Below are 18,774 nucleotides of genomic sequence, written 5' to 3' on the forward strand. Positions count from 1 at the left end.
GTCGTGCGCGCGACCCGGCGGCTTCCTGAGGTGGAGCTGCCGGGTCAGCCGGCTACTCGGGCGGCGAGCGCGTCGCCGATCTGGTCGGTGGTGCGGAAGGTCCCGTCGCGCTCCGCGAGGTCGGCGGTGACCGCGTCCTCGATGCGGACGGCCTGGGCCTCGTGGCCGAGGTGGCGCAGCAGGAGGGCGACGGACAGGATCGTCGCGGTCGGGTCGGCCTTGCCGGTGCCCGCGATGTCCGGGGCCGAGCCGTGGACGGGCTCGAACATGGACGGGAAGGCGCCGGTCGGGTTGATGTTCCCGGAGGCGGCGAGGCCGATTCCGCCGGTCACGGCGGCGGCCAGGTCGGTGAGGATGTCACCGAAGAGGTTGTCCGTGACGATGACGTCGAAGCGCTCGGGCTGCGTGACGAAGAAGATCGTCGCGGCGTCGACGTGCAGGTAGTCGGTGGTGACCTCGGGGTACTCCTGGCCGACCTTGTCGAAGATGTTCTTCCACATGTGGCCCGCGTACACGAGGACGTTGTTCTTGTGGACCAGCGTCAGCTTCTTGCGCGGGCGGGAGTTGGCCCGCTCGTACGCGTCACGCACGACGCGCTCGACGCCGTACGCGGTGTTGATGCTGACCTCGGTGGCCACCTCGGCAGGGGTGCCGGTGCGCAGGCTGCCGCCGTTGCCGGTGTACGGGCCTTCGGTGCCCTCGCGGACCACGACGAAGTCGATCTCCGGACGGCCGGCGAGCGGGGTGGCCGTGTTCGGGAAGAGCTTCGACGGGCGCAGGTTGATGAAGTGGTCGAACGCGAAGCGGAGCTTGAGCAGCAGGCCGCGCTCCAGGACGCCCGACGGGACCGACGGGTCGCCGATGGCGCCCAGCAGGATCGCGTCGTGGTGCTTGAGCGCCTCGAGCTCTTCGTCCGGGAGGGTCTCACCGGTGCGGTGCCAGCGCGTGGCGCCAAGGTCGTACTGCTTGGTCTCCAGCTTCACATCCTGGGGCAGGACCGCGGTAAGGACCTTGAGGCCCTGAGCCACGACTTCCTGGCCGATGCCATCACCGGGGATCACTGCGAGATTGATGCTGGTCGACATGTCGGAACCGTACTCCCTGTCCCAGCCCTCAGACATCTTGCGTCCACCATGTGGACGCAAGATGTCTGAGGCGCCGGGCCTTGCTCAGTGGCCGGTCGAGCCGCCGTTGTCACGGCGGTCGAGGGCGCGCTGGAGGGCTGCGGCGGCGTTCTTGCGGTCGGCGTCGGCCGTGGAGGAGTGGCGGACGCGGCGGGCTGCGGTGGATGCGGTCATGGTGATCGACTCCTTGAGATCACGGCGTGGCGGGGCCACGGATGAGGGGTTCCTTCAAGGCGCCGGAAGAGGCGGGGAGCTGTGCGCCGCAGGGGTTGCCTGCCAGGGGCGCGCGCTCTCGACCGCCATTCGCCGGATCGGCGAGACGTTCGGCTTCTACAAAGCTAGGGCAGGTCCCGCTGTATGTCTCCGCAATTACTCGGACTTCCTACTATCTGAGACGGGCAACCGCCCGGAAGGCTCCCTCCCGGGCATCCGATTCAGCGCGTCTCGGAGCGAAGTTCCCTGATCAGAGCCCTTACGCCGAGGGTGGCGGCGGATTCCGGCGTGGTGACGTATCCCACGCGTCTCACCGGCCCCGAAGGGCCCAGTCCGGTGATGTCCACGGCGTCGGTGGCCTCGCGGAGCGAGAGCTCGGGCAGGATCGCCATGCCGAGCCCGCGCCCGACCATGGTCAGCACCATCCCGTCGTCCTCCGCCTTGACGGTGGCCCGCGGGATCCAGTCCTGGGCCTGCCACCAGTCGCGGGTGTACGAGCCGCAGTTCTCGTCCCAGTCCAGCAGGGGCAGCGCCTTCGGGTCGGGGTGTCCGGCCGGGTGGACCAGGGCGTACGCCTCCTCCCGGAGCACCCCCGTCAGCAGGCCCGCGACGCCGCCCCCCGGTACGGGCCCGGCCCCGTTCAGCGTGGCGATGCCGAGGTCGGCGCGGCCGGCGGCCACCTCCCCTGCCGTGCCGGCGCCGAGCTCGCGCACCACCCGGACCTCGGGGCGGATGCCGGGGTGGCGGGCCGCGAGCCGTTCCAGGGCCGGGGGCAGCAGGTGCAGGGCCGCGCTGCGGAACGCCGCGATGCGCAGCACCCCCTCCACCGCGTCGTGATCCGGGGCGGCCCGGCCGGCGCTGCGCGCCTCCGCGCCGAGGACCTCGTACAGCCGCAGGATCCGGCGGGCGAGGCCGACGGCCCGCTCCCCCGCCGGGGTGGCCGAGGCTCCGGTGCGCCCGCGCTCGAAGAGCACCGCACCGACCTTGGCCTCGCTGCCGCGTACGGAGTGCGACACGGCCGACTGGGTCAGGCCGAGGCGGGCGGCCGCGGCGGAGAAGCCGCCGGTCTCGGCGACGGCGACCAGGACCCGGAGTTCGTGCGGAGCGAGCTCGGCCACGGCGGCTCTCACCTCGTTCTATGAGCGGTGTTCATGGATGTGCGGCTTCCATGAACGCAACCCTCTGCCCGGGCCGGTGATTCCTTCCTAACGTCCTCGCCATGACCACGAACCACACCGCTCACGCCGTCCACCTGATCGCCCGCCCGACCGGCTTCCCCTCCCCGACCGACTTCGCGTACGTCGAGACCCCGGTCCCCTCCCCCGCCCCGGGCACCGCCCTGGTGCAGAACCTCCTGCTCTCGGTGGACCCGTACCACCGCGGGATGATGGACGGCGGCGAGGGCGGCTTCGAGCTCAACACCCCGCTGGAGGGCCGCTCGGTGGGCCGGGTGCTCGCCTCCCGCGATCCGGGGCTGCGCGAGGGCGACCTGGTCTTCCACCGCGAGGGCTGGCGTACGCACGCCCTCGTCACGCTCGGCGTGGACGGCACCCGGAAGCTGCGCGGCCACGAGGGCGTCCCGCTGGAGGCGTACCTGAGCATCCTCGGCGGCACCGGCCTGACCGCGTACGCCGCCCTCACCCGGACCGCGGCCCTGCGCGAGGGAGAGGACCTCTTCGTCTCGGCGGCCGCGGGCGGGGTCGGCACCGCGACCGGCCACATCGCGCGGCTGCTGGGCGCCCGCCGGATCATCGGCAGCGCGGGCTCGGCGGCGAAGGTCCGCCACCTCACCGGCGTGCTCGGCTTCGACGCGGCCTTCGACTACCACGACGGACCCGTCGGCGAGCAGCTCTCGAAGGCCGCTCCCGAGGGCATCGACGTGTACGTGGACAACGTGGGCGGGGACCACCTGGCGGGCGCGATCGACGTGCTGCGCGAGTACGGGCGGATCGCCTGGGTCGGCGGTATCTCGATGTACAACGGGGACCGCTCGCCGGCCGCGCCCCGCAACCTCTTCGAGGTCGTCCACAAGTCGCTGCGCCTGGAAGGCGTATTGGTTCGAAACCACACCAATCTGCAGGACGAGCTGGAGGACTTCCTGGTCCCGCACCTGCAGAGCGGCCACATCGGTACGGACACCACCGTTGTACAGGGAATCGATCACACGGTGGACGCCTTCCTGGGCGTGCTCCGCGGGGACAATCTGGGCAAGATGCTCGTCCGTCTCGAGGGCTGAATCCAGCCAACCGGATGTTCACCGACTTCTTACCGCACGGATGTAGACCTTTGACCCGGCGCCCGTCACTCTGTCCGTCAATGTGCCAGCGGGGCACTTGAGTTGGAGGCGAGTAGCCAGTGACACCGATCAGCCGCAGAGGTTTCGTGGGAATCGGCGCCGGGCTGATGGCCGGTGCCGCCCTGCCGGCGATCGCGCCGACGTCGGCGGCCGCGGCCGCGGCGAGCGGCACGATCACCGACGTGAAGCACGTGGTGATCCTGATGCAGGAGAACCGCAGCTTCGACCACTACTTCGGCAGGCTGAAGGGTGTCCGCGGCTTCGGCGACCGCGCCGCCGGCAACATCCCGGGCGGCTGGGGCATGTTCAACCAGCCCAACTGGGGCGGCCGCCAGTACCCGTGGAAGCTCAGCGCCACCCCGCCGGCGGGCGGCGTGGACGGCGAGACCCTGGCCCAGTGCAACGGCGACCTCCCGCACAGCTGGACCTCGCAGCACGCCGCCTGGAACAAGGGCCGCATGGACAACTGGGTCATGGGCGTCGGCAACACCCGCACCCTCGGCTACCTGGACCGCGGCGACATACCGTTCCACTACGGACTCGCCGACAACTACACGATCTGCGACGCGTACTTCTGCTCCACGCTGAGCGCGACCGGCCCCAACCGCACCTTCCTGTGGAGCGGCAAGGTCGATGCGGGCAGCAAGGACGGCGGCGACGAGTCCGGGCTGACCTGGGAGACGTACGCGGAGGCCCTCCAGCGGGCCGGCATGAGCTGGAAGGTCTACCAGAACGCCCAGGACAACTACGGCGACAACGGTCTGGCCTACTTCAAGAAGTTCACGGACGCGGCGCCCGGCAACCCGCTGTGGGACCGCGGCATGGGCTCCGTCCCGAAGGTCACCGGCTCCACCCCCGACGACATCGCGGCCGCCATCCGCGCGGACGTCGTCGCCGGCACCCTGCCCCAGGTCTCCTGGGTCGTCGCGAACGAGGCCTTCTCGGAGCACCCGTACGCCCCGCCCGGCGACGGCGCGCACTTCGTGGACCTGGTCTACCGGGCGCTGGCCGCGAACCCCGAGGTCTTCGACTCCACCGTCCTGTTCCTGAACTACGACGAGAACGACGGCTTCTTCGACCACGTCCCGCCGCCGGTCGCCCCGCCCGGCACCGCGGGCGAGTACATCGACGGCACCCCGATCGGCCTCGGCTTCCGCGTGCCCATGCTGGTCATGTCCCCGTGGACGCGCGGCGGCTGGGTGAGCTCGGAGGTCTTCGACCACACCTCGGTGCTCCGCTTCATGGAGACCTGGACGGCGGCCCTCGGCACCCCGGCGACCTGCCCGAACATCAGCACCTGGCGCCGCAAGGTGACGGGCGACCTGACGGGCGTCTTCGACTTCGCGCACCCGGTGTACGGGGTGCCGTCCGGGCTGCCCTCGACCGCGAAGGTCATCGGCCAGTCGACCTGCGGCCCGCTGCCCAACCCGGCGCCGCAGGACAACGCGCTCCCGGCGCAGGAGGCCGGCACCCGCCCGGCGCGGGCCCTTCCGTACCAGGTGAACGGCAATCTGGACCGCTTCGAGTTCGGCGCGGCCGGCAAGATCCTGGCCTGGTTCTCGATGACCAACCAGGGCGCGCAGGCGAAGCGGCCGGCGCACTTCTCGATCCACCCGCACCAGTACCGGGACACGGCGGCCTGGCAGTACACGGTCGACCCGGGCGCGACGTCCACGGACTACTTCAACATCGGGCTCGGCAGCGGCTCCGGCAAGTACGACATCTCGATGTACGGGCCCAACCGCTTCCTGCGCCGGTTCATCGGCGACGCGTCGAAGGCGGGCAAGGCGATCGAGGTGGCGGCCCGCTTCGCGGTGGAGCCGGGCACGGGCAAGACGGCGGTCTACTTCAAGATGACGAACACGTCCGCCGCGCCCGTCACCTTCACGATCCGCTCGAACGCCTACCGCTCGGACGGCCCGTGGACGTACACCGTCCCGGCGAACTCCTCGCGCGAGGACTACTTCAACGCGGTCGCCTACAACGACGGCTGGTACGACTTCACGATCCTCGCGGACAACGACGGCACCTGGTCGCGCCGCTACACGGGCCACATCGAGACGGGCACGCCGAGCATCTCGGGCTGACGGCCGGACCGACGGTTCACAGCACGTCCCCGTCACGCCAGTCGAAGTCGAGCCGCCCGGCGGGATCCCCGAGTGCCCCGCCGGGCGGGAACCACACGTACGTCGAGCCCTCCTCGTCGGCGAGCCGTACCGGCCCGGCGGGTGACAGGGCCCCGATCTGCCCGCCCCACACGGCCCACCCCCGTCCCGCGTACAGCCGGGCCCCGGCGTCGGAGGCCGACAGGGCCCCGAGTACGTAGGCCCGCTCGATGACGCCCTCGAGCCCGGCCATGACCTGCCCGCCGAGACCGCGCCGGCGCCGGTCCGCCCGTACGGCCACGGCCTCGACGTACCCGGTCCGCAGGGCCCGTCCCCGGTGCAGTACGCGCCGCTGCACCACGCTCCCGTGCGCTACGAGCTCCCCGCCCTCGCGCACGAGCACGTGCATGCCGCCGAGGGCGTGCTCGAAGTCCTCGTCGCCGAAGTCCCGGCCGAAGGCCCGGTCGAGCAACTCCCGCACCTCGCGGAGCCCGCCGTCCCCGACCTGGGAGGTATGCCGCAGCACGATGCTCATGCCCGGACCGTATCAACGCCCGCCGAGCCGCCGCCGAAGCGCATCCAGCGGGCCCGGGCCGAGGCCGGCCGCGCGCAGGTAGGCCTCGGCGTCCAGCCAGCCGGCGGCCTCGCGGGCCAGTTCGTGGACGGTGGTGCCCAGGCCGGCCACGTACGCCTCGATCTCGCCGGAGTCGTACGGGCGCCCCTGCGCGGCGTGCATCGCCCGCACCCGGGGCTCGCTCAGCCCGTGGTCCGCGGCGATCTCCTCGGGGTCGGCACCGGCCAGCTTCAGCAGAACCAGCGCGATGATCCCCGTACGGTCGCGGCCCAGTCCGCAGTGGAAGGCCACTCCCCCGGGCGGGGCCTCGGCGATCGCACGGGCGACGGCGGCCACGCGGTCCGGGAAGCGTTCCAGGAAAGGCCGGAAATACGCGGGGGTTCCGAAACCCGGAGTGCCCCACCAGGTGTCCCAGAAGTCCCGGTGCTCGATGCCGTCGAGGGGGATCCGCAGCGTGGTCAGTCCGGCCGGGCGGGCGGACCGGTCCACTGCGAGCTCGTCGTCGTTGCGCAGGTCGACGACGGTCCGTATGCCGTGCGCGGACAGGGTGGTCCAGCCGCGCGCGCTGAGCGCGTCGAGCCGGTCGGCGCGGACCGCGGACCTCGGCACGACCCGCCCGAGGCCCCCCAGGTCCCGCACGTTGAAACAGCCGTCCCACGCCAGGAATCGACCGGTGGTCGCCATTCCCATAGCCCCCCCTGTCAGTACACAACGGACAGAGGCTCATGACGCGACCCTGGCCGCGCGCGGTTCCCCGCGTGAAGATCTGTCCATGTCGCCCGAGACCCAGCATTGGACCCCGACCCACGGCGAGCCGTATCGCCCCGTCGCCTACCGGCCCGAGCGGATGCCGGGCGGGGAATCGCTCGCGCGTGCCGCGCAATTGCGGGCGCGCATGGACGAGCGGCGGACGGTCCGCCGGTTCTCCCCCGACCCCGTCCCGGAGCAGGTCGTCCGCGATGCCATCGCGTGCGCCGCGACCGCGCCGTCGGGGGCCCACCAGCAGCCGTGGACCTTCGTCCTGGTCAAGGACCCGGCCGTACGGCGGCAGATCCGCGACGCCGCCGAGCAGGAGGAGCTGATCTCCTACGACGGCCGCCTCGGCGACGAATGGCTCGCCGCCCTGCGCCCCCTCGGCACGGACGCGGTCAAGACCCACCTCACCGATGCCCCCGCCCTGATCGTCGTCTTCCAGCAGCGCTACTGGCTCGGCCCGGACGGCACGAAGCGCAAGCACTACTACGTCGACGAGTCGGTCGGCATCGCGGTCGGCATGCTCCTGACCGCCCTCCACGTCGGCGGCCTCGCGGCCCTGATCCACACCCCGAGCCCGATGCGCTTCCTCTCCCACGTCCTGCACCGCCCGGAGAACGAGAAGGCCTTCGCGGTCATCCCGGTCGGCTACCCCGCGCACGACTGCGAGGTCCCGGACCTGATCCGCAAATCCCTGGACCAGGTCCTGGTCGAGGTCTAAGGGCTGTCCCGTCGGCGGGCAGCCCCGGCGCCGAGCACTGCCGAACGCCCGCACGACAACTGACGCCAGGCCGACAGGACTTGCCCGACGGATCTACGAGGCCTCGTGGACCCGGGTCAGCAAGGCCATCAGCGTGCTGCGCTCCGCCGGGGTCAGCGGGGACAGGAATTCCGCGTTCGCCGTCTCGGCCAGGGATGCGCAGCGGGTGAGGGTGGCCGTGCCCGCCGGGGTGAGGGTGATCGCGTTCTTGCGGCGGTCCGCCGGGTTCGGGGCGCGCAGGACGAGGCCGGCGCCTTCCAGGTGGTTGAGGAGGCCGACCAGGTCCTTGGGGTCGATGCCGAGCCGGCGGCCGAGGTCGGCCTGGGCCACCGGGCCGTACTCGGCGGTCGCCGCCAGCACCGCGTGGTGCGCAAGCTTCAGCCCCTCCGCGGCCAGCGCCTCGGCGACCAGGCTGCGGCCGCGCGCCGCGACCCGCCCGACGAGCCAGCTCGGGAGGGCCTGGATGTGTGCGAGGGCCGAGGTCATGAGCCCAGCGTAGCAATTCATTGGGATTCCCCACGATCTCGCATATCGTTGGGATCCCCAATGAATTCGACACGGTCCGGGAGGTCCTGTGCTGCGCATCCGCCACGAGGTCAACGGCGGCCCCGAAGTGTTGTTCGCCGAGGAGGCGGACGTGCCCGTCCCCGCCCCCGGGGAGTTGCTCGTCGCCGTCGAGGCCGTCGGGGTCACGCTGCCCGTCGTGCGCAAGGTGCGGGAGGGCGGGGAGGCCATACCGCTCGGCGGGGAGGTCGCGGGGACCGTCGCCGCGCTCGGCGAGGGGGTGACGGGCTTCGCCGTCGGGGACCGGGTCACCGGGCTGTGCTTCGGCCACGGATACGCCGAGTACGCGCTCCTCGCGGCGCCCTTCGCCTCCGCCGTCCCCGACGGGGCCGGCTCCGTGGACGCCGTCGCCCTCGTGCGCAGCGGGCTCGTCGCCCGCGGCGCCGTGGCGGCCGGGCAGATCCGGCCCGGGGAGTCCGTACTGGTCACGGCCGCCGCCAGCGGGGTCGGCAGCCTCGCGATCCAACTGGCCCGGGCCGGCGGGGCGGGCCGGCTGGTCGCCGCCGTCTCCAGCCCGGACAAGGCCGAGTTCGTGCGCGGCCTCGGCGCCGACGAGGTCGTGCTGTACGAGGACCCCGCCGCCTGGGGCGAGCCGTACGACGTGGTCCTCGACGGGGTCGGCGGCGAGCTGCTCGGCCCCGCCGTGCGGGCCCTGGCCACCGGCGGGCGGCTGGTGGCGTACAGCTCCGGCGGCGGCACGGTGGAGGCGTACGAACTGCTCGTGCGCGGCGCCTCGGTGATCGGCTTCCAGATCCGGGCCGTCGCCCAGGGCAGGCCCGAGGTCTACGAGGGCTGGCGGCGCGAGCTGTGGGAGGCGTACGCGGACGGCTCGCTGCGCCCCGCCGTGGACGGGGAGATCCCGCTCGCCGAGGCGGCCCGCGCGCACCGGCTGATCGAGGAGCGGCGCAACCTCGGCAAGGTGGTCCTGATCCCCTGATCCTGATCCCCCGACCGGACCAGGGCACATCTGGAACCGCCCCCGAACCGGACTTGGGGGTACCGGAACGGGGGCGGGGTTCAGCGGGGCAGGATCAGCCCATGTGCGGGTACGCGTAGTCCGTCGGCGCGACCAGGGTCTCCTTGATGGAGCGCGTCGAGGTCCAGCGCATCAGGTTCGACGCGGCACCGGCCTTGTCGTTCGTACCCGAGGCACGGCCGCCGCCGAAGGGCTGCTGGCCGACGACGGCGCCGGTCGACTTGTCGTTGATGTAGAAGTTGCCCGCCGCGAAGCGGAGCTTCTCCATCGCGTCCGCGGCCGCGTAGCGGTCGGCGGCGATGATCGAGCCGGTCAGCGCATACGCCGAGACGGACTCCATCTGGGCCAGCATCGCGTCGAACTCGGCGTCCTCGTACACGTGGATCGCCAGGATCGGGCCGAAGTACTCGGTCGTGAAGACCTCGTTCTCCGGGTCGGTGCACGCGATGACGGTCGGGCGGACGAAGTAGCCCTCCGAGTCGTCGTACGTGCCACCGGCGATGATCTCGCAGGTCGGGTCGGCGATCGCGCGGTCGATCGCGGCCTTGTTCTTCGCGAACGAGCGCTCGTCGATGACGGCGCCGATGAAATTGGTCAGGTCGCGGACGTCACCCATGGTGATGCCGTCGACCTCGGCCGCGAAGGCCTCCTTGAAGCCGTCGTTCCAGATCGAGGCCGGAACGTAGGCGCGCGAGGACGCCGAACACTTCTGGCCCTGGAACTCGAAGGAGCCGCGGGTCAGGGCGGTCTTCAGGACGGCGCGGTCCGCGGACGGGTGCGCGACGACGAAGTCCTTGCCGCCGGTCTCACCGACCAGGCGCGGGTAGGACTTGTACTTCTCGATGTTGTTGCCGACCGTCTTCCACAGGTACTGGAAGGTCTTGGTCGAACCGGTGAAGTGGATGCCGGCCAGCTCGGGGTGGTTCAGGGCCACCTCGGACACGGCGATGCCGTCGCCCGTCACCAGGTTGATGACGCCCTTCGGCAGGCCGGCCTCCTCCAGGAGCTCCATCAGGAGGACCGCGGAGTGGGTCTGCGTCGGGGACGGCTTCCAGACGACCACGTTGCCCATCAGGGCGGGGGCGGTCGGCAGGTTGCCGGCGATGGCCGTGAAGTTGAACGGGGTGATCGCGTAGACGAAGCCCTCGAGCGGGCGGTGGTCGCTGCGGTTCCACACGCCGGCGGAGTTCGCGACCGGCTGCTCGGCCAGGATCTGGCGGGCGAAGTGGACGTTGAAGCGCCAGAAGTCGACGAGCTCGCACGGGGTGTCGATCTCGGCCTGCTGCGCGGTCTTCGACTGGCCCAGCATGGTGGAGGCGGCCAGCTTCTCGCGCCACGGGCCGGACAGCAGCTCGGCGGCGCGCAGGATGATCGCGGCGCGGTCGTCGAAGGACATCGAGCGCCAGGCCGGGGCGGCGGCCAGGGCGGCGTCGACGGCCTCCTGGGCGTCGGCCGGGGTGGCGTTGGCGTAGGTGCCGAGCACGGACTTGTGGTCGTGCGGCTGGACCACGTCGAAGCGCTCGCCCCCGCCCATGCGCCGGACGCCGTTGATCGTCATCGGCAGGTCGATCGGGTTCTCGGACAGCTGCTTGAGCTGCGTTTCGAGACGCACGCGCTCCGGGGTGCCGGGGGCGTACGAGTGGACCGGCTCGTTGACCGGCGCGGGGACCTGGGTCACAGCATCCATGGGACTGGTAACTCCTTGACCTGGTTCTTGGCTAGTTCTTGGTGATCATCGAGCGGAGGAAGAACAGGAGGTTGGCCGGCTTCTCGGCGAGGCGCCGCATGAAGTAGCCGTACCAGTCCGTCCCGTACGCGGTGTAGACGCGCATGCGGTGGCCCTCGGCGGCGAGCCGCAGGTGCTCCTCGCTGCGGATGCCGTACAGCATCTGGAACTCGTACTCGTCCAGCTTGCGCCCCGCCGTGCGGGCGAGCTCCTGGGCGATGGCGATGAGGCGCGGGTCGTGCGACCCGATCATCGGGTAGCCCTCGCCCTCCATCAGCGTCTTCAGGATGCGGACGTACGCCTTGTCGATCTCGGCCTTGTCCTGGTACGCGACCTCGGCGGGCTCCTTGTACGCGCCCTTCACGATCCGGACGCGGCTGCCGGCGGCGGCCAGGCGGCGGGCGTCGGCCTCGGTGCGGAAGAGGTACGCCTGGATCACGCAGCCGGTCTGCGGGAAGTCCCGGCGCAGCTCCTCGTGGATGGCGAACATCGAGTCGAGGGTGGTGTGGTCCTCGGCGTCCAGCGTGACGGTGGTGCCGATCGCCGCGGCGGCCTCGACGACCGGGCGGACGTTGGCGAGCGCGAGCTCGTGGCCGCCCTCCAACGCCTGGCCGAACATCGACAGCTTGACCGACATCTCGGCCTTCTCGCCGAGTCCCAGGCCCGCCAGGTGCTCGATGAGTTCGAGGTAGGCGTCACGCGCGGCGTAGGACTGCTCCACGGTGGTGATGTCCTCGCCCACCACGTCGAGCGTGAGTTCCAGGCCCTTCTCCGTGAGGTCCACGACGATCGGGATGACCTGGTCGACCGTCTCGCCGGGGATGAACCGGTTCACCACGGGCTTGGTCACCGGGGCGGCAGAGACGATTCGGCGCATCTTGTCGCTGCGCGAAGCGGCGAGGATCGCGGGACCCAGCACGGGGCACCTCCAACAGGTGGCAGAAGCAGGCATACGGTCCGCGCGGGGGTGAGCGGGGGCCATAAGGAAAACTCAAGTAAAACCACCGTGAAACCTAAGGATCGCTTTGATCCTCTGCCATCGACAGCTGTCACGCATCCGTGTCCCCGATCTCATACATCTGTCTGAAGACGGGGTTTCCGGGTGGGAGAATGTCCGGGTGAAGGGCGATTACCAGGACCTGGTGGATGAGATCTCGGCGCTTCTCGGCGCCCCGGCGACGCTGGAGAACCGGGACTTCCGCCTCATCGCCTTCGGCGCGCACGACAGCGACGACGATCTCGCGATGGACCCCGTACGCACCCGCTCGATCCTGACCCGCCAGTCGACGGCGGCCGTACGGGCCTGGTTCGAGGGCTTCGGCATCGCGCGGGCCACCGGGCCGGTACGCATCCCGGCGGCGCCGGAAGCGGGGGTCTTCCGGGGGCGGATCTGCCTGCCGGTGCGGTACCGCGGGATCGTGCAGGGCTACGTATGGCTCCTCGACCAGGAGCCGGGTCCCGGGCCGGACGTCCTGGCGGCGGCCATGGAGGTGGCCGAGCGGATCGGGATCCTGCTCGCCGAGGAGGCGAAGGCGGGGGCCGACCTGTCCCGGGAGTTCCGGGCGGTGCTCACGGCCGGCCGGGGCGCGCAGCAGGACACGGCGGTGGCCGCACTCCGGGTGGCGCTGGGTCCGGGGGCGGACGGGCTGCACGCGGTGGTGTGCGTGACGCCTTGGGCCGGCGAGGCCCCGGCGTCGGTACCGGGCACGGCGGCGGTCTGCACCGTGCCCTGGCCGGGGCGCCAGGCCCTCGCCGTACTGGTCAGGCTCCGCTCGGCCGAGGTGCTCGTACCCGCCGTGGGGATCGCGACGCGGCTGCTGCCCCACGCCGACACGTCAGCCGCCCGGCTGCCCAAAGGCCCCACTGCCGGAATCGCGGAGCCCCGCCGGGAGCTGACCGCGCTGGCCGACGCCTGGGCGGAGGCCTCGGCGGCGGCGCACGCGGCCGCGGCCCAGCCCCGGTTCGGCCCGGTGGCCCAGTGGTCGGCGATCGGCCCGTACCGGATGCTGGCGGCGCTCGCGGCCGCCGACCGGGAGGGCGACCCGGCGACCCGGGTCCTGCTCGGCCCCGCGCACCGCGAACTCGCCCGGACCGCCGAGCTGTTCCTGGACTGCGCGGGCCAGGCGGGCCGCGCGGCGGCGGCCCTGGGCATCCACCGCCAGACCCTCTACTACCGGCTCGGCCGGGTGGAACAGCTGACCGGCCTGGACCTGGACGAGGGCGAGGACCGCCTGCTGCTCCACATGGCCCTCAAGGCGGCCCGCCTGCACGGCTGATCGCAGATGACGCCCTCGCCGCGCCGCCGGGCCCGGCCGGCACGCTCTCCTGAGGGATTCCCGACCGGCCGACAGCCCGATGGCCCGGTGGCCCGACAGCCCGGTGGCCCGACCGTGGCTCAGGCCGGGTCGCCGCCCTTGCCCTTCGTGATCATCTCTGCGGTGCGCCGCATGCCCTCCGTCAACTCCTCCGCGGTGACCGCGCCTTCCGGGTTGAACAGCCACTGCGCCATCACTCCGGTCAGCAGGGCCTCGTACAGCCCGCCGAGCGTCCGCTCGTCCCGCTCGTCCAGGTCCTCCTCGGGGATGCCGGTGATCAGCGCGATGAGCCCCCGGCGGCCCTCGCCCTGCGAGGCCGCCAGCATCGCCCGCAGCTCAGGCAGCCGGTCACGGCTGAGTGCGACCTCCATACTGGCCGCCCACATCGGAGCCGACTCCTCCTGACGGCCGATCACGCCGTCCCATACGGAGCGGAAGCGCTCCAGCGAGCCTCCCTCGCCGGTCACCTCCGGCGAGAAGGAGTCGCCCCACTCCTGCGCGAGTTCGACGTAAGCCTGCGTCAGCAGGGCGTCCTTCGAGCCGTAGTGGTAGCCGATCGACGCCAGGTTCGCCCCGGAGGCGTTGACGATGTCGCGCGCGGTCGTCCGCACGAAACCCTTCTCGACCAGGCACTTCTTGGCGCCTTCGAGCAGATCTTCACGGTGTCCCATGCCTTCACCGTATCAAGACAACCGTCATAGACAACAGTTCTATACGCTCGTACTAGACAAGCGTTTATGACGCTTGTACATTGCTGCTCATGACGAACTCCGCAGCACGTCTCGCCGGCCGCCGGGAATGGACCGCCTTCACCGTTCTCCTGCTGCCCCTGCTCCTGGTCTCCATGGACGTCTCCGTCCTCTACTTCGCCATCCCGGCCATCACCCAGGAGCTCGACCCGAGCGCCACCCAGCAGCTCTGGATCTTCGACAGCTACGCCTTCGCCCTCGCGGGGCTGCTCATCACCATGGGTTCGCTCGGTGACCGGATCGGCCGCCGCAAGCTGCTGCTGATGGGGGCGACCGCCTTCGGGCTCGCCTCCGTCGGCGCCGCCTACGCCACCAGCGCCGAGATGCTGATCGCAGCCCGCGTCCTGCTCGGCATCGGCGGCGCGACCCTGATGCCCTCCACCCTGGCGCTCGTACGCAACCTCTTCGAGGACGCCAGGCAGCGCGGCCAGGCCATCGCGATCTGGTCCGGGGCCATGACCGGCGGGATCGCCCTCGGCTCCGTGCTGAGCGGCGTGATGCTGAACCACTTCTGGTGGGGTTCGGTCTTCCTGATCAACGTGCCCGCGATGCTGCTCCTGCTGGTCCTCGTCCCGGTGCTGGTCCCCGAGTTCAAGGACCCGGCCCCCGGCCGCTTCGACCTGCTGAGCGTCCCGCTGTCGACGACGGCCGTGCTCCCGGTCGTGTACGGCCTCAAGGAGATCGCCGCCGAGGGCCTCGAACCGCTCTATGCGCTCTCCGTGGCCGTGGGCCTGGCCTTCGGGTTCGTCTTCGTCCGCCGCCAGCGCAGCCGTGACGACGCCATGGTCGCCCGGGCCCTCTTCCGGGGCCGCGGATTCGGCGCGGGGATCGCGCTCAACACCATCGCCGCCTTCGCCATGATGGGCTCGGCCTACTTCACCACCCAGTACCTGCAGTCGGTGCTCGGCATGGGCACGCTGGAAGCCGCCCTGTGGAGCCTCGCGCCCTCGCTCCTCATCGGCGCCGCCGCCCCGGTCAGCGCCGCCCTGGCCCAGAAGACCGACCGGGCGTACGTCATCGCCGGCGGCTTCATCCTCGCTGCCTTCGGGTTCACCCTGATCAGCCTGGTCGGCAGTGACTCGCTGTGGCTGCTGCTGACCGGCGCCGGCGTGCTGGCCTCCGGCCTCGTCACCGTGATGTCCCTGGTCTCCGACATGGCTCTCGCCTCGGCCCCCGCCGAGAAGGCCGGTTCCGCCGCCTCCCTGCTGGAGACCGGGTCGGAGTTCGGCGGGGCGCTGGGCATGGCGGTCCTGGGCAGCCTCGGCACCGCCGTGTACCGCTCCGATCTGCCGGGTGCGGAGCCTGCCGTGCGGGAGACCCTGGGCGGCGCCGTCGCCACCGCCCACCAGCTCGGCGGTGCGGCCGGCGAGCAGGTGCTGGCCCTGGCCCGCGAGGCCTTCGTCCACGGCATGCAGTACGCGGCCTGGGGCGGTGCGGCCCTGCTGCTCGCGGGCGGCGTCCTCGCGGTGGCCCTGACACGGGGGCTCGGTGCCCCGGCCGCGGCCGGGGCCGAGGCCGAGGCCGCGCCCGCGCAGCCCTCCGCGCAGACCGCCGAGCAGGGCGCGCCGCTCGCGGGCTGAGCCCCGTACGGCCGGATGGAGCAGCGGCGGAACACGGCGAAGGGCCCGGGGAACTCCCCGGGCCCTTCGTCTGTTGCTGCGCGGCTGCCGGCGGCTGCCGCCCGCTACGGGGTCAGTCGAGGCTGACCGTACGCGCCGAGACGGCGCCGATCTCGGCGGCGATCTCCGCGAGGACGTTCACCGGGACCTCGGCGTCGACCGTGAGGACGCCGAGCGCCTCGCCGCCCTCTTCGGCGCGGGCGACCTGCATGCCCGCGATGTTCAGGCCGGCCTCGCCGAGGATGCGGCCGACGGTGCCGACCACGCCCGGGCGGTCGGTGTAGCGCAGCACGAGCATCTGCTCGGCGAGCGCCAGGTCCACGTCGTACTCGCCGATGCCGACGATCTTCTGCAGGTGCTTCGGGCCGGCGAGGGTGCCGGAGACCGAGACCTCCTGACCGTCCGACAGGGTGCCGCGCACGGTCACCACGTTGCGGTGGTCCGGGGACTCCGAGCTGGTGGTCAGGCGCACTTCGACGCCGCGCTCCTGCGCGAACAGCGGGGCGTTGACGTAGGAGACCGTCTCGTCGACGACGTCCTCGAAAACACCCTTGAGGGCGGAGAGTTCCAGCACCTTGACGTCGTGCTGGGTGATCTCGCCGCAGACCTCGACGTCGAGGCGGACCGCGACCTCGCCCGCGAGGGCGGTGAAGATGCGGCCGAGCTTCTCGGCAAGCGGCAGGCCCGGACGGACGTCCTCGGCGATGACACCGCCCTGGACGTTGACCGCGTCCGGTACGAGCTCGCCGGCGAGCGCGAGGCGCACCGACTTGGCGACCGAGATGCCGGCCTTCTCCTGGGCCTCGTCCGTGGACGCGCCGAGGTGCGGGGTGCAGACGACCTGGTCGAGCTCGAAGAGCGGGGAGTCCGTGCAGGGCTCCTTCGCGTACACGTCGAGGCCGGCGCCGGCGACGCGGCCCTCCTTGATGGCGGAGTACAGCGCGGCCTCGTCCACGATCCCGCCGCGCGCGGCGTTGACGATGCGCACGGACGGCTTCACCTTGTGCAGGGCCTCGTCCCCGATGAGACCGAGGGTCTCGGGGGTCTTGGGCAGGTGCACGGTGATGAAGTCGGCGACCTCGAGGAGCTCGTCCAGCGTCAGCATCTTGACGCCCATCTGGGCGGCGCGCGCGGGCTGTACGTAGGGGTCGTACGCGACGATCTTCATGCCGAAGGCCGACATGCGCTGGGCGACCAGGACGCCGATGCGGCCGAGGCCGACGACACCGAGGGTCTTCTCGCTGAGCTCGACGCCCGTGTACTTGTTCCGCTTCCACTCGCCGTTCTTCAGGGCGGTGTTGGCCTGCGGGATGTTGCGGGCCGAGGCGACGAGCAGGCCGCAGGCGAGCTCGGCGGCGGTCACGATGTTGGAGGTCGGGGCGTTCACGACCATCACGCCGGCCTTGGTGGCCGAGGAGACGTCGACGTTGTCGAGGCCGACACCGGCGCGGGCGACGACCTTCAGCTTCTTGGCGGCGGCGATGGCCTCCGCGTCGACCTTGGTCGCGGAGCGCACGAGGATGGCGTCGACGTCCACGATCGCGGGGAGCAGCTCCGCGCGGTCGGCTCCGTTGACGTGCCGGATCTCGAAGTCCGGGCCGAGCGCGTCCACCGTGGCGGGCGACAGCTCTTCGGCGATGAGTACGACAGGTTTCGAGCTCACGTGGGTCCTCACAAGTCCAGTGCGGACGGCCGTCCCGACGGCCGCAGGCGGTGGAGGGGGTAGCCGCGTGGAAGACGCACGACACTGTGGGCCTGACGCGTTGTGTTGAGCAGTGTAGTGGCGGATCCCGGCCGGAATTCCGCCTGTACGGAAGGATCACCCGTCCGGGGTTGGCCGGGGTGGACAAGCCGCGCCGAAGAGGGCCTGCATTCCGCCGAACCGGTGGTGCGCCGTGGGGCCGGGACGCTACGCCGCCCCGGCCCCCACGGCTGCGAGATCAGCTCTCGTCGCTGTCGACCCAGCTCATCAGCTTGCGCAGCTTCTTGCCGGTCGTCTCGAGCAGGTGTGCCTCGTCGGCCTTCTTGTACTCGTTGTACTTCGGCAGACCGGCCTTGTACTCGGCCATCCAGGTGTTGGCGAACTCGCCGCTCTGGATCTCGGCGAGGATCTGCTTCATCTCGGCCTTGGTGGCGTCCGTGATGATGCGGGGGCCGGTGATGTAGTCGCCCCACTCGGCGGTCTCGGAGACCGACCAGCGCATCTTCTCCAGGCCGCCCTCGTACATGAGGTCCACGATGAGCTTGAGCTCGTGCAGGCACTCGAAGTACGCGATCTCCGGCTGGTAGCCGGCCTCGGTCAGGGTCTCGAAACCGGCCTTGACCAGGGCGGAGGCGCCACCGCAGAGGACGGCCTGCTCACCGAACAGGTCGGTCTCGGTCTCCTCGGTGAAGGTGGTCTTGATGACGCCGGCGCGGGTGCCGCCGATGCCGGCCGCGTACGAGAGCGCGAGGGCGAAGGCGCTGCCCGAGAAGTCCTGCTCGACAGCGGCGATGCAGGGCACGCCGCGGCCTTCCTCGTACTGGCGGCGGACCAGGTGGCCCGGGCCCTTCGGGGCGACCAGGGCGACGTCCACGTTGGCCGGGGGCTTGATGAAGCCGTAGCGGACGTTGAAGCCGTGGCCGAAGAAGAGCGCGTCGCCCTCCTCGAGGTGCTCCTTGATGGACTCCTCGTAGATCTCGGCCTGGAGCGGGTCCGGGGTGAGGATCATGATGACGTTCGCCCACGCGGCGGCCTCCGACACGGAGACGACCTTCAGACCCTGCTCCTCGGCCTTGGCCTTGGACTTCGAGCCCTCCTTCAGGCCGACGACGACGTCGACGCCGGAGTCACGCAGCGACAGCGCGTGGGCGTGGCCCTGGCTGCCGTAGCCGATGACAGCGACCTTGCGGCCCTGGATGATGGACAGGTCGGCGTCGTTCTCGTAGAACAGCTCGGCCACTGGGATATCTCCTTGGTGCGCTGGTGTTGCTCCCACCGTACGGCGGGGAACGGGGAGG

At 71.3% G+C, this 18,774-nt stretch carries 17 protein-coding genes; 6 read left to right on the plus strand and 11 right to left on the minus strand.

Annotated features, from left to right (window positions below; genetic code table 11):
- Positions 1-44: 44 nt before the first annotated feature.
- The 3 genes from OHT74_RS11830 to OHT74_RS11840 form a co-directional block, all read right to left on the minus strand.
- On the minus strand, positions 45-1,085 hold the full coding sequence (locus OHT74_RS11830) for a 3-isopropylmalate dehydrogenase (RefSeq protein ID WP_266663424.1): 1,041 nt from the start codon (positions 1,083-1,085) through the stop codon (positions 45-47).
- 84 nt (positions 1,086-1,169) lie between these two features.
- Positions 1,170-1,298 carry a hypothetical protein gene (locus tag OHT74_RS11835; RefSeq protein ID WP_266625109.1) on the minus strand — a complete coding sequence of 43 codons (129 nt, stop codon included), beginning with the start codon at positions 1,296-1,298 and terminating at the stop codon, positions 1,170-1,172.
- Positions 1,299-1,558: 260 nt separating this feature from the next.
- On the minus strand, positions 1,559-2,455 hold the full coding sequence (locus tag OHT74_RS11840) for a LysR family transcriptional regulator (protein ID WP_328620222.1): 897 nt from the start codon (positions 2,453-2,455) through the stop codon (positions 1,559-1,561).
- A 101-nt stretch (positions 2,456-2,556) separates the two neighbouring features.
- On the opposite strand from OHT74_RS11840, the gene OHT74_RS11845 reads away from it, so the two are divergent.
- Both OHT74_RS11845 and OHT74_RS11850 read left to right on the plus strand, forming a co-directional pair.
- Positions 2,557-3,573 carry an NADP-dependent oxidoreductase gene (locus OHT74_RS11845; protein ID WP_328620223.1) on the plus strand — a complete coding sequence of 339 codons (1,017 nt, stop codon included), beginning with the start codon at positions 2,557-2,559 and terminating at the stop codon, positions 3,571-3,573.
- Between the two features lie 119 nt (positions 3,574-3,692).
- Entirely contained in the window at positions 3,693-5,720 is a 2,028-nt protein-coding gene (locus tag OHT74_RS11850; protein ID WP_328620224.1) for a phosphocholine-specific phospholipase C, read from the plus strand.
- A gap of 16 nt (positions 5,721-5,736) precedes the next feature.
- Here OHT74_RS11850 and OHT74_RS11855 read toward each other — a convergent pair whose 3' ends face one another.
- Both OHT74_RS11855 and OHT74_RS11860 read right to left on the minus strand, forming a co-directional pair.
- Positions 5,737-6,273: a GNAT family N-acetyltransferase gene (locus OHT74_RS11855; protein WP_328620225.1), complete on the minus strand. Its 537-nt coding sequence runs from the start codon at positions 6,271-6,273 to the stop codon at positions 5,737-5,739.
- Positions 6,274-6,285: 12 nt separating this feature from the next.
- Positions 6,286-7,002 carry a tyrosine-protein phosphatase gene (locus OHT74_RS11860; RefSeq protein WP_328620226.1) on the minus strand — a complete coding sequence of 239 codons (717 nt, stop codon included), beginning with the start codon at positions 7,000-7,002 and terminating at the stop codon, positions 6,286-6,288.
- Between the two features lie 82 nt (positions 7,003-7,084).
- On the opposite strand from OHT74_RS11860, the gene OHT74_RS11865 reads away from it, so the two are divergent.
- Positions 7,085-7,786 (plus strand): nitroreductase family protein, encoded by a 702-nt coding sequence (locus tag OHT74_RS11865; RefSeq protein ID WP_328620227.1) that lies wholly within the window; start codon positions 7,085-7,087, stop codon positions 7,784-7,786.
- 93 nt (positions 7,787-7,879) lie between these two features.
- On the opposite strand, the gene OHT74_RS11870 is transcribed toward OHT74_RS11865, so the two are convergent.
- Entirely contained in the window at positions 7,880-8,311 is a 432-nt protein-coding gene (locus OHT74_RS11870; protein WP_266997197.1) for a MarR family winged helix-turn-helix transcriptional regulator, read from the minus strand.
- Positions 8,312-8,399: 88 nt separating this feature from the next.
- Here OHT74_RS11870 and OHT74_RS11875 point away from each other — a divergent pair, with 88 nt between their 5' ends.
- Positions 8,400-9,326 carry a quinone oxidoreductase family protein gene (locus OHT74_RS11875; protein WP_328620228.1) on the plus strand — a complete coding sequence of 309 codons (927 nt, stop codon included), beginning with the start codon at positions 8,400-8,402 and terminating at the stop codon, positions 9,324-9,326.
- A 94-nt stretch (positions 9,327-9,420) separates the two neighbouring features.
- On the opposite strand, the gene pruA is transcribed toward OHT74_RS11875, so the two are convergent.
- Positions 9,421-11,052, minus strand: coding sequence for an L-glutamate gamma-semialdehyde dehydrogenase (pruA, locus tag OHT74_RS11880; protein ID WP_328620229.1), 1,632 nt, complete (start codon positions 11,050-11,052; stop codon positions 9,421-9,423).
- A gap of 31 nt (positions 11,053-11,083) precedes the next feature.
- Entirely contained in the window at positions 11,084-12,010 is a 927-nt protein-coding gene (locus tag OHT74_RS11885) for a proline dehydrogenase family protein (RefSeq protein ID WP_266663445.1), read from the minus strand.
- A 199-nt stretch (positions 12,011-12,209) separates the two neighbouring features.
- Here OHT74_RS11885 and OHT74_RS11890 point away from each other — a divergent pair, with 199 nt between their 5' ends.
- Positions 12,210-13,367: a PucR family transcriptional regulator gene (locus OHT74_RS11890; protein ID WP_266663447.1), complete on the plus strand. Its 1,158-nt coding sequence runs from the start codon at positions 12,210-12,212 to the stop codon at positions 13,365-13,367.
- Positions 13,368-13,486: 119 nt separating this feature from the next.
- Here OHT74_RS11890 and OHT74_RS11895 read toward each other — a convergent pair whose 3' ends face one another.
- On the minus strand, positions 13,487-14,077 hold the full coding sequence (locus tag OHT74_RS11895; protein WP_266663449.1) for a TetR/AcrR family transcriptional regulator: 591 nt from the start codon (positions 14,075-14,077) through the stop codon (positions 13,487-13,489).
- An 89-nt stretch (positions 14,078-14,166) separates the two neighbouring features.
- On the opposite strand from OHT74_RS11895, the gene OHT74_RS11900 reads away from it, so the two are divergent.
- Positions 14,167-15,735, plus strand: coding sequence for an MFS transporter (locus OHT74_RS11900; protein ID WP_328620230.1), 1,569 nt, complete (start codon positions 14,167-14,169; stop codon positions 15,733-15,735).
- Between the two features lie 112 nt (positions 15,736-15,847).
- On the opposite strand, the gene serA is transcribed toward OHT74_RS11900, so the two are convergent.
- Positions 15,848-17,437, minus strand: coding sequence for a phosphoglycerate dehydrogenase (serA, locus tag OHT74_RS11905; protein ID WP_266663453.1), 1,590 nt, complete (start codon positions 17,435-17,437; stop codon positions 15,848-15,850).
- A 277-nt stretch (positions 17,438-17,714) separates the two neighbouring features.
- Positions 17,715-18,716, minus strand: a complete 1,002-nt coding sequence (gene ilvC, locus OHT74_RS11910) for a ketol-acid reductoisomerase (RefSeq protein WP_266625143.1) — start codon at positions 18,714-18,716, stop codon at positions 17,715-17,717.
- Between the last annotated feature and the right edge of the window lie 58 nt (positions 18,717-18,774).

The sequence above is a fragment of the Streptomyces sp. NBC_00354 genome, from assembly GCF_036106915.1.
Taxonomy (GTDB): domain Bacteria; phylum Actinomycetota; class Actinomycetes; order Streptomycetales; family Streptomycetaceae; genus Streptomyces.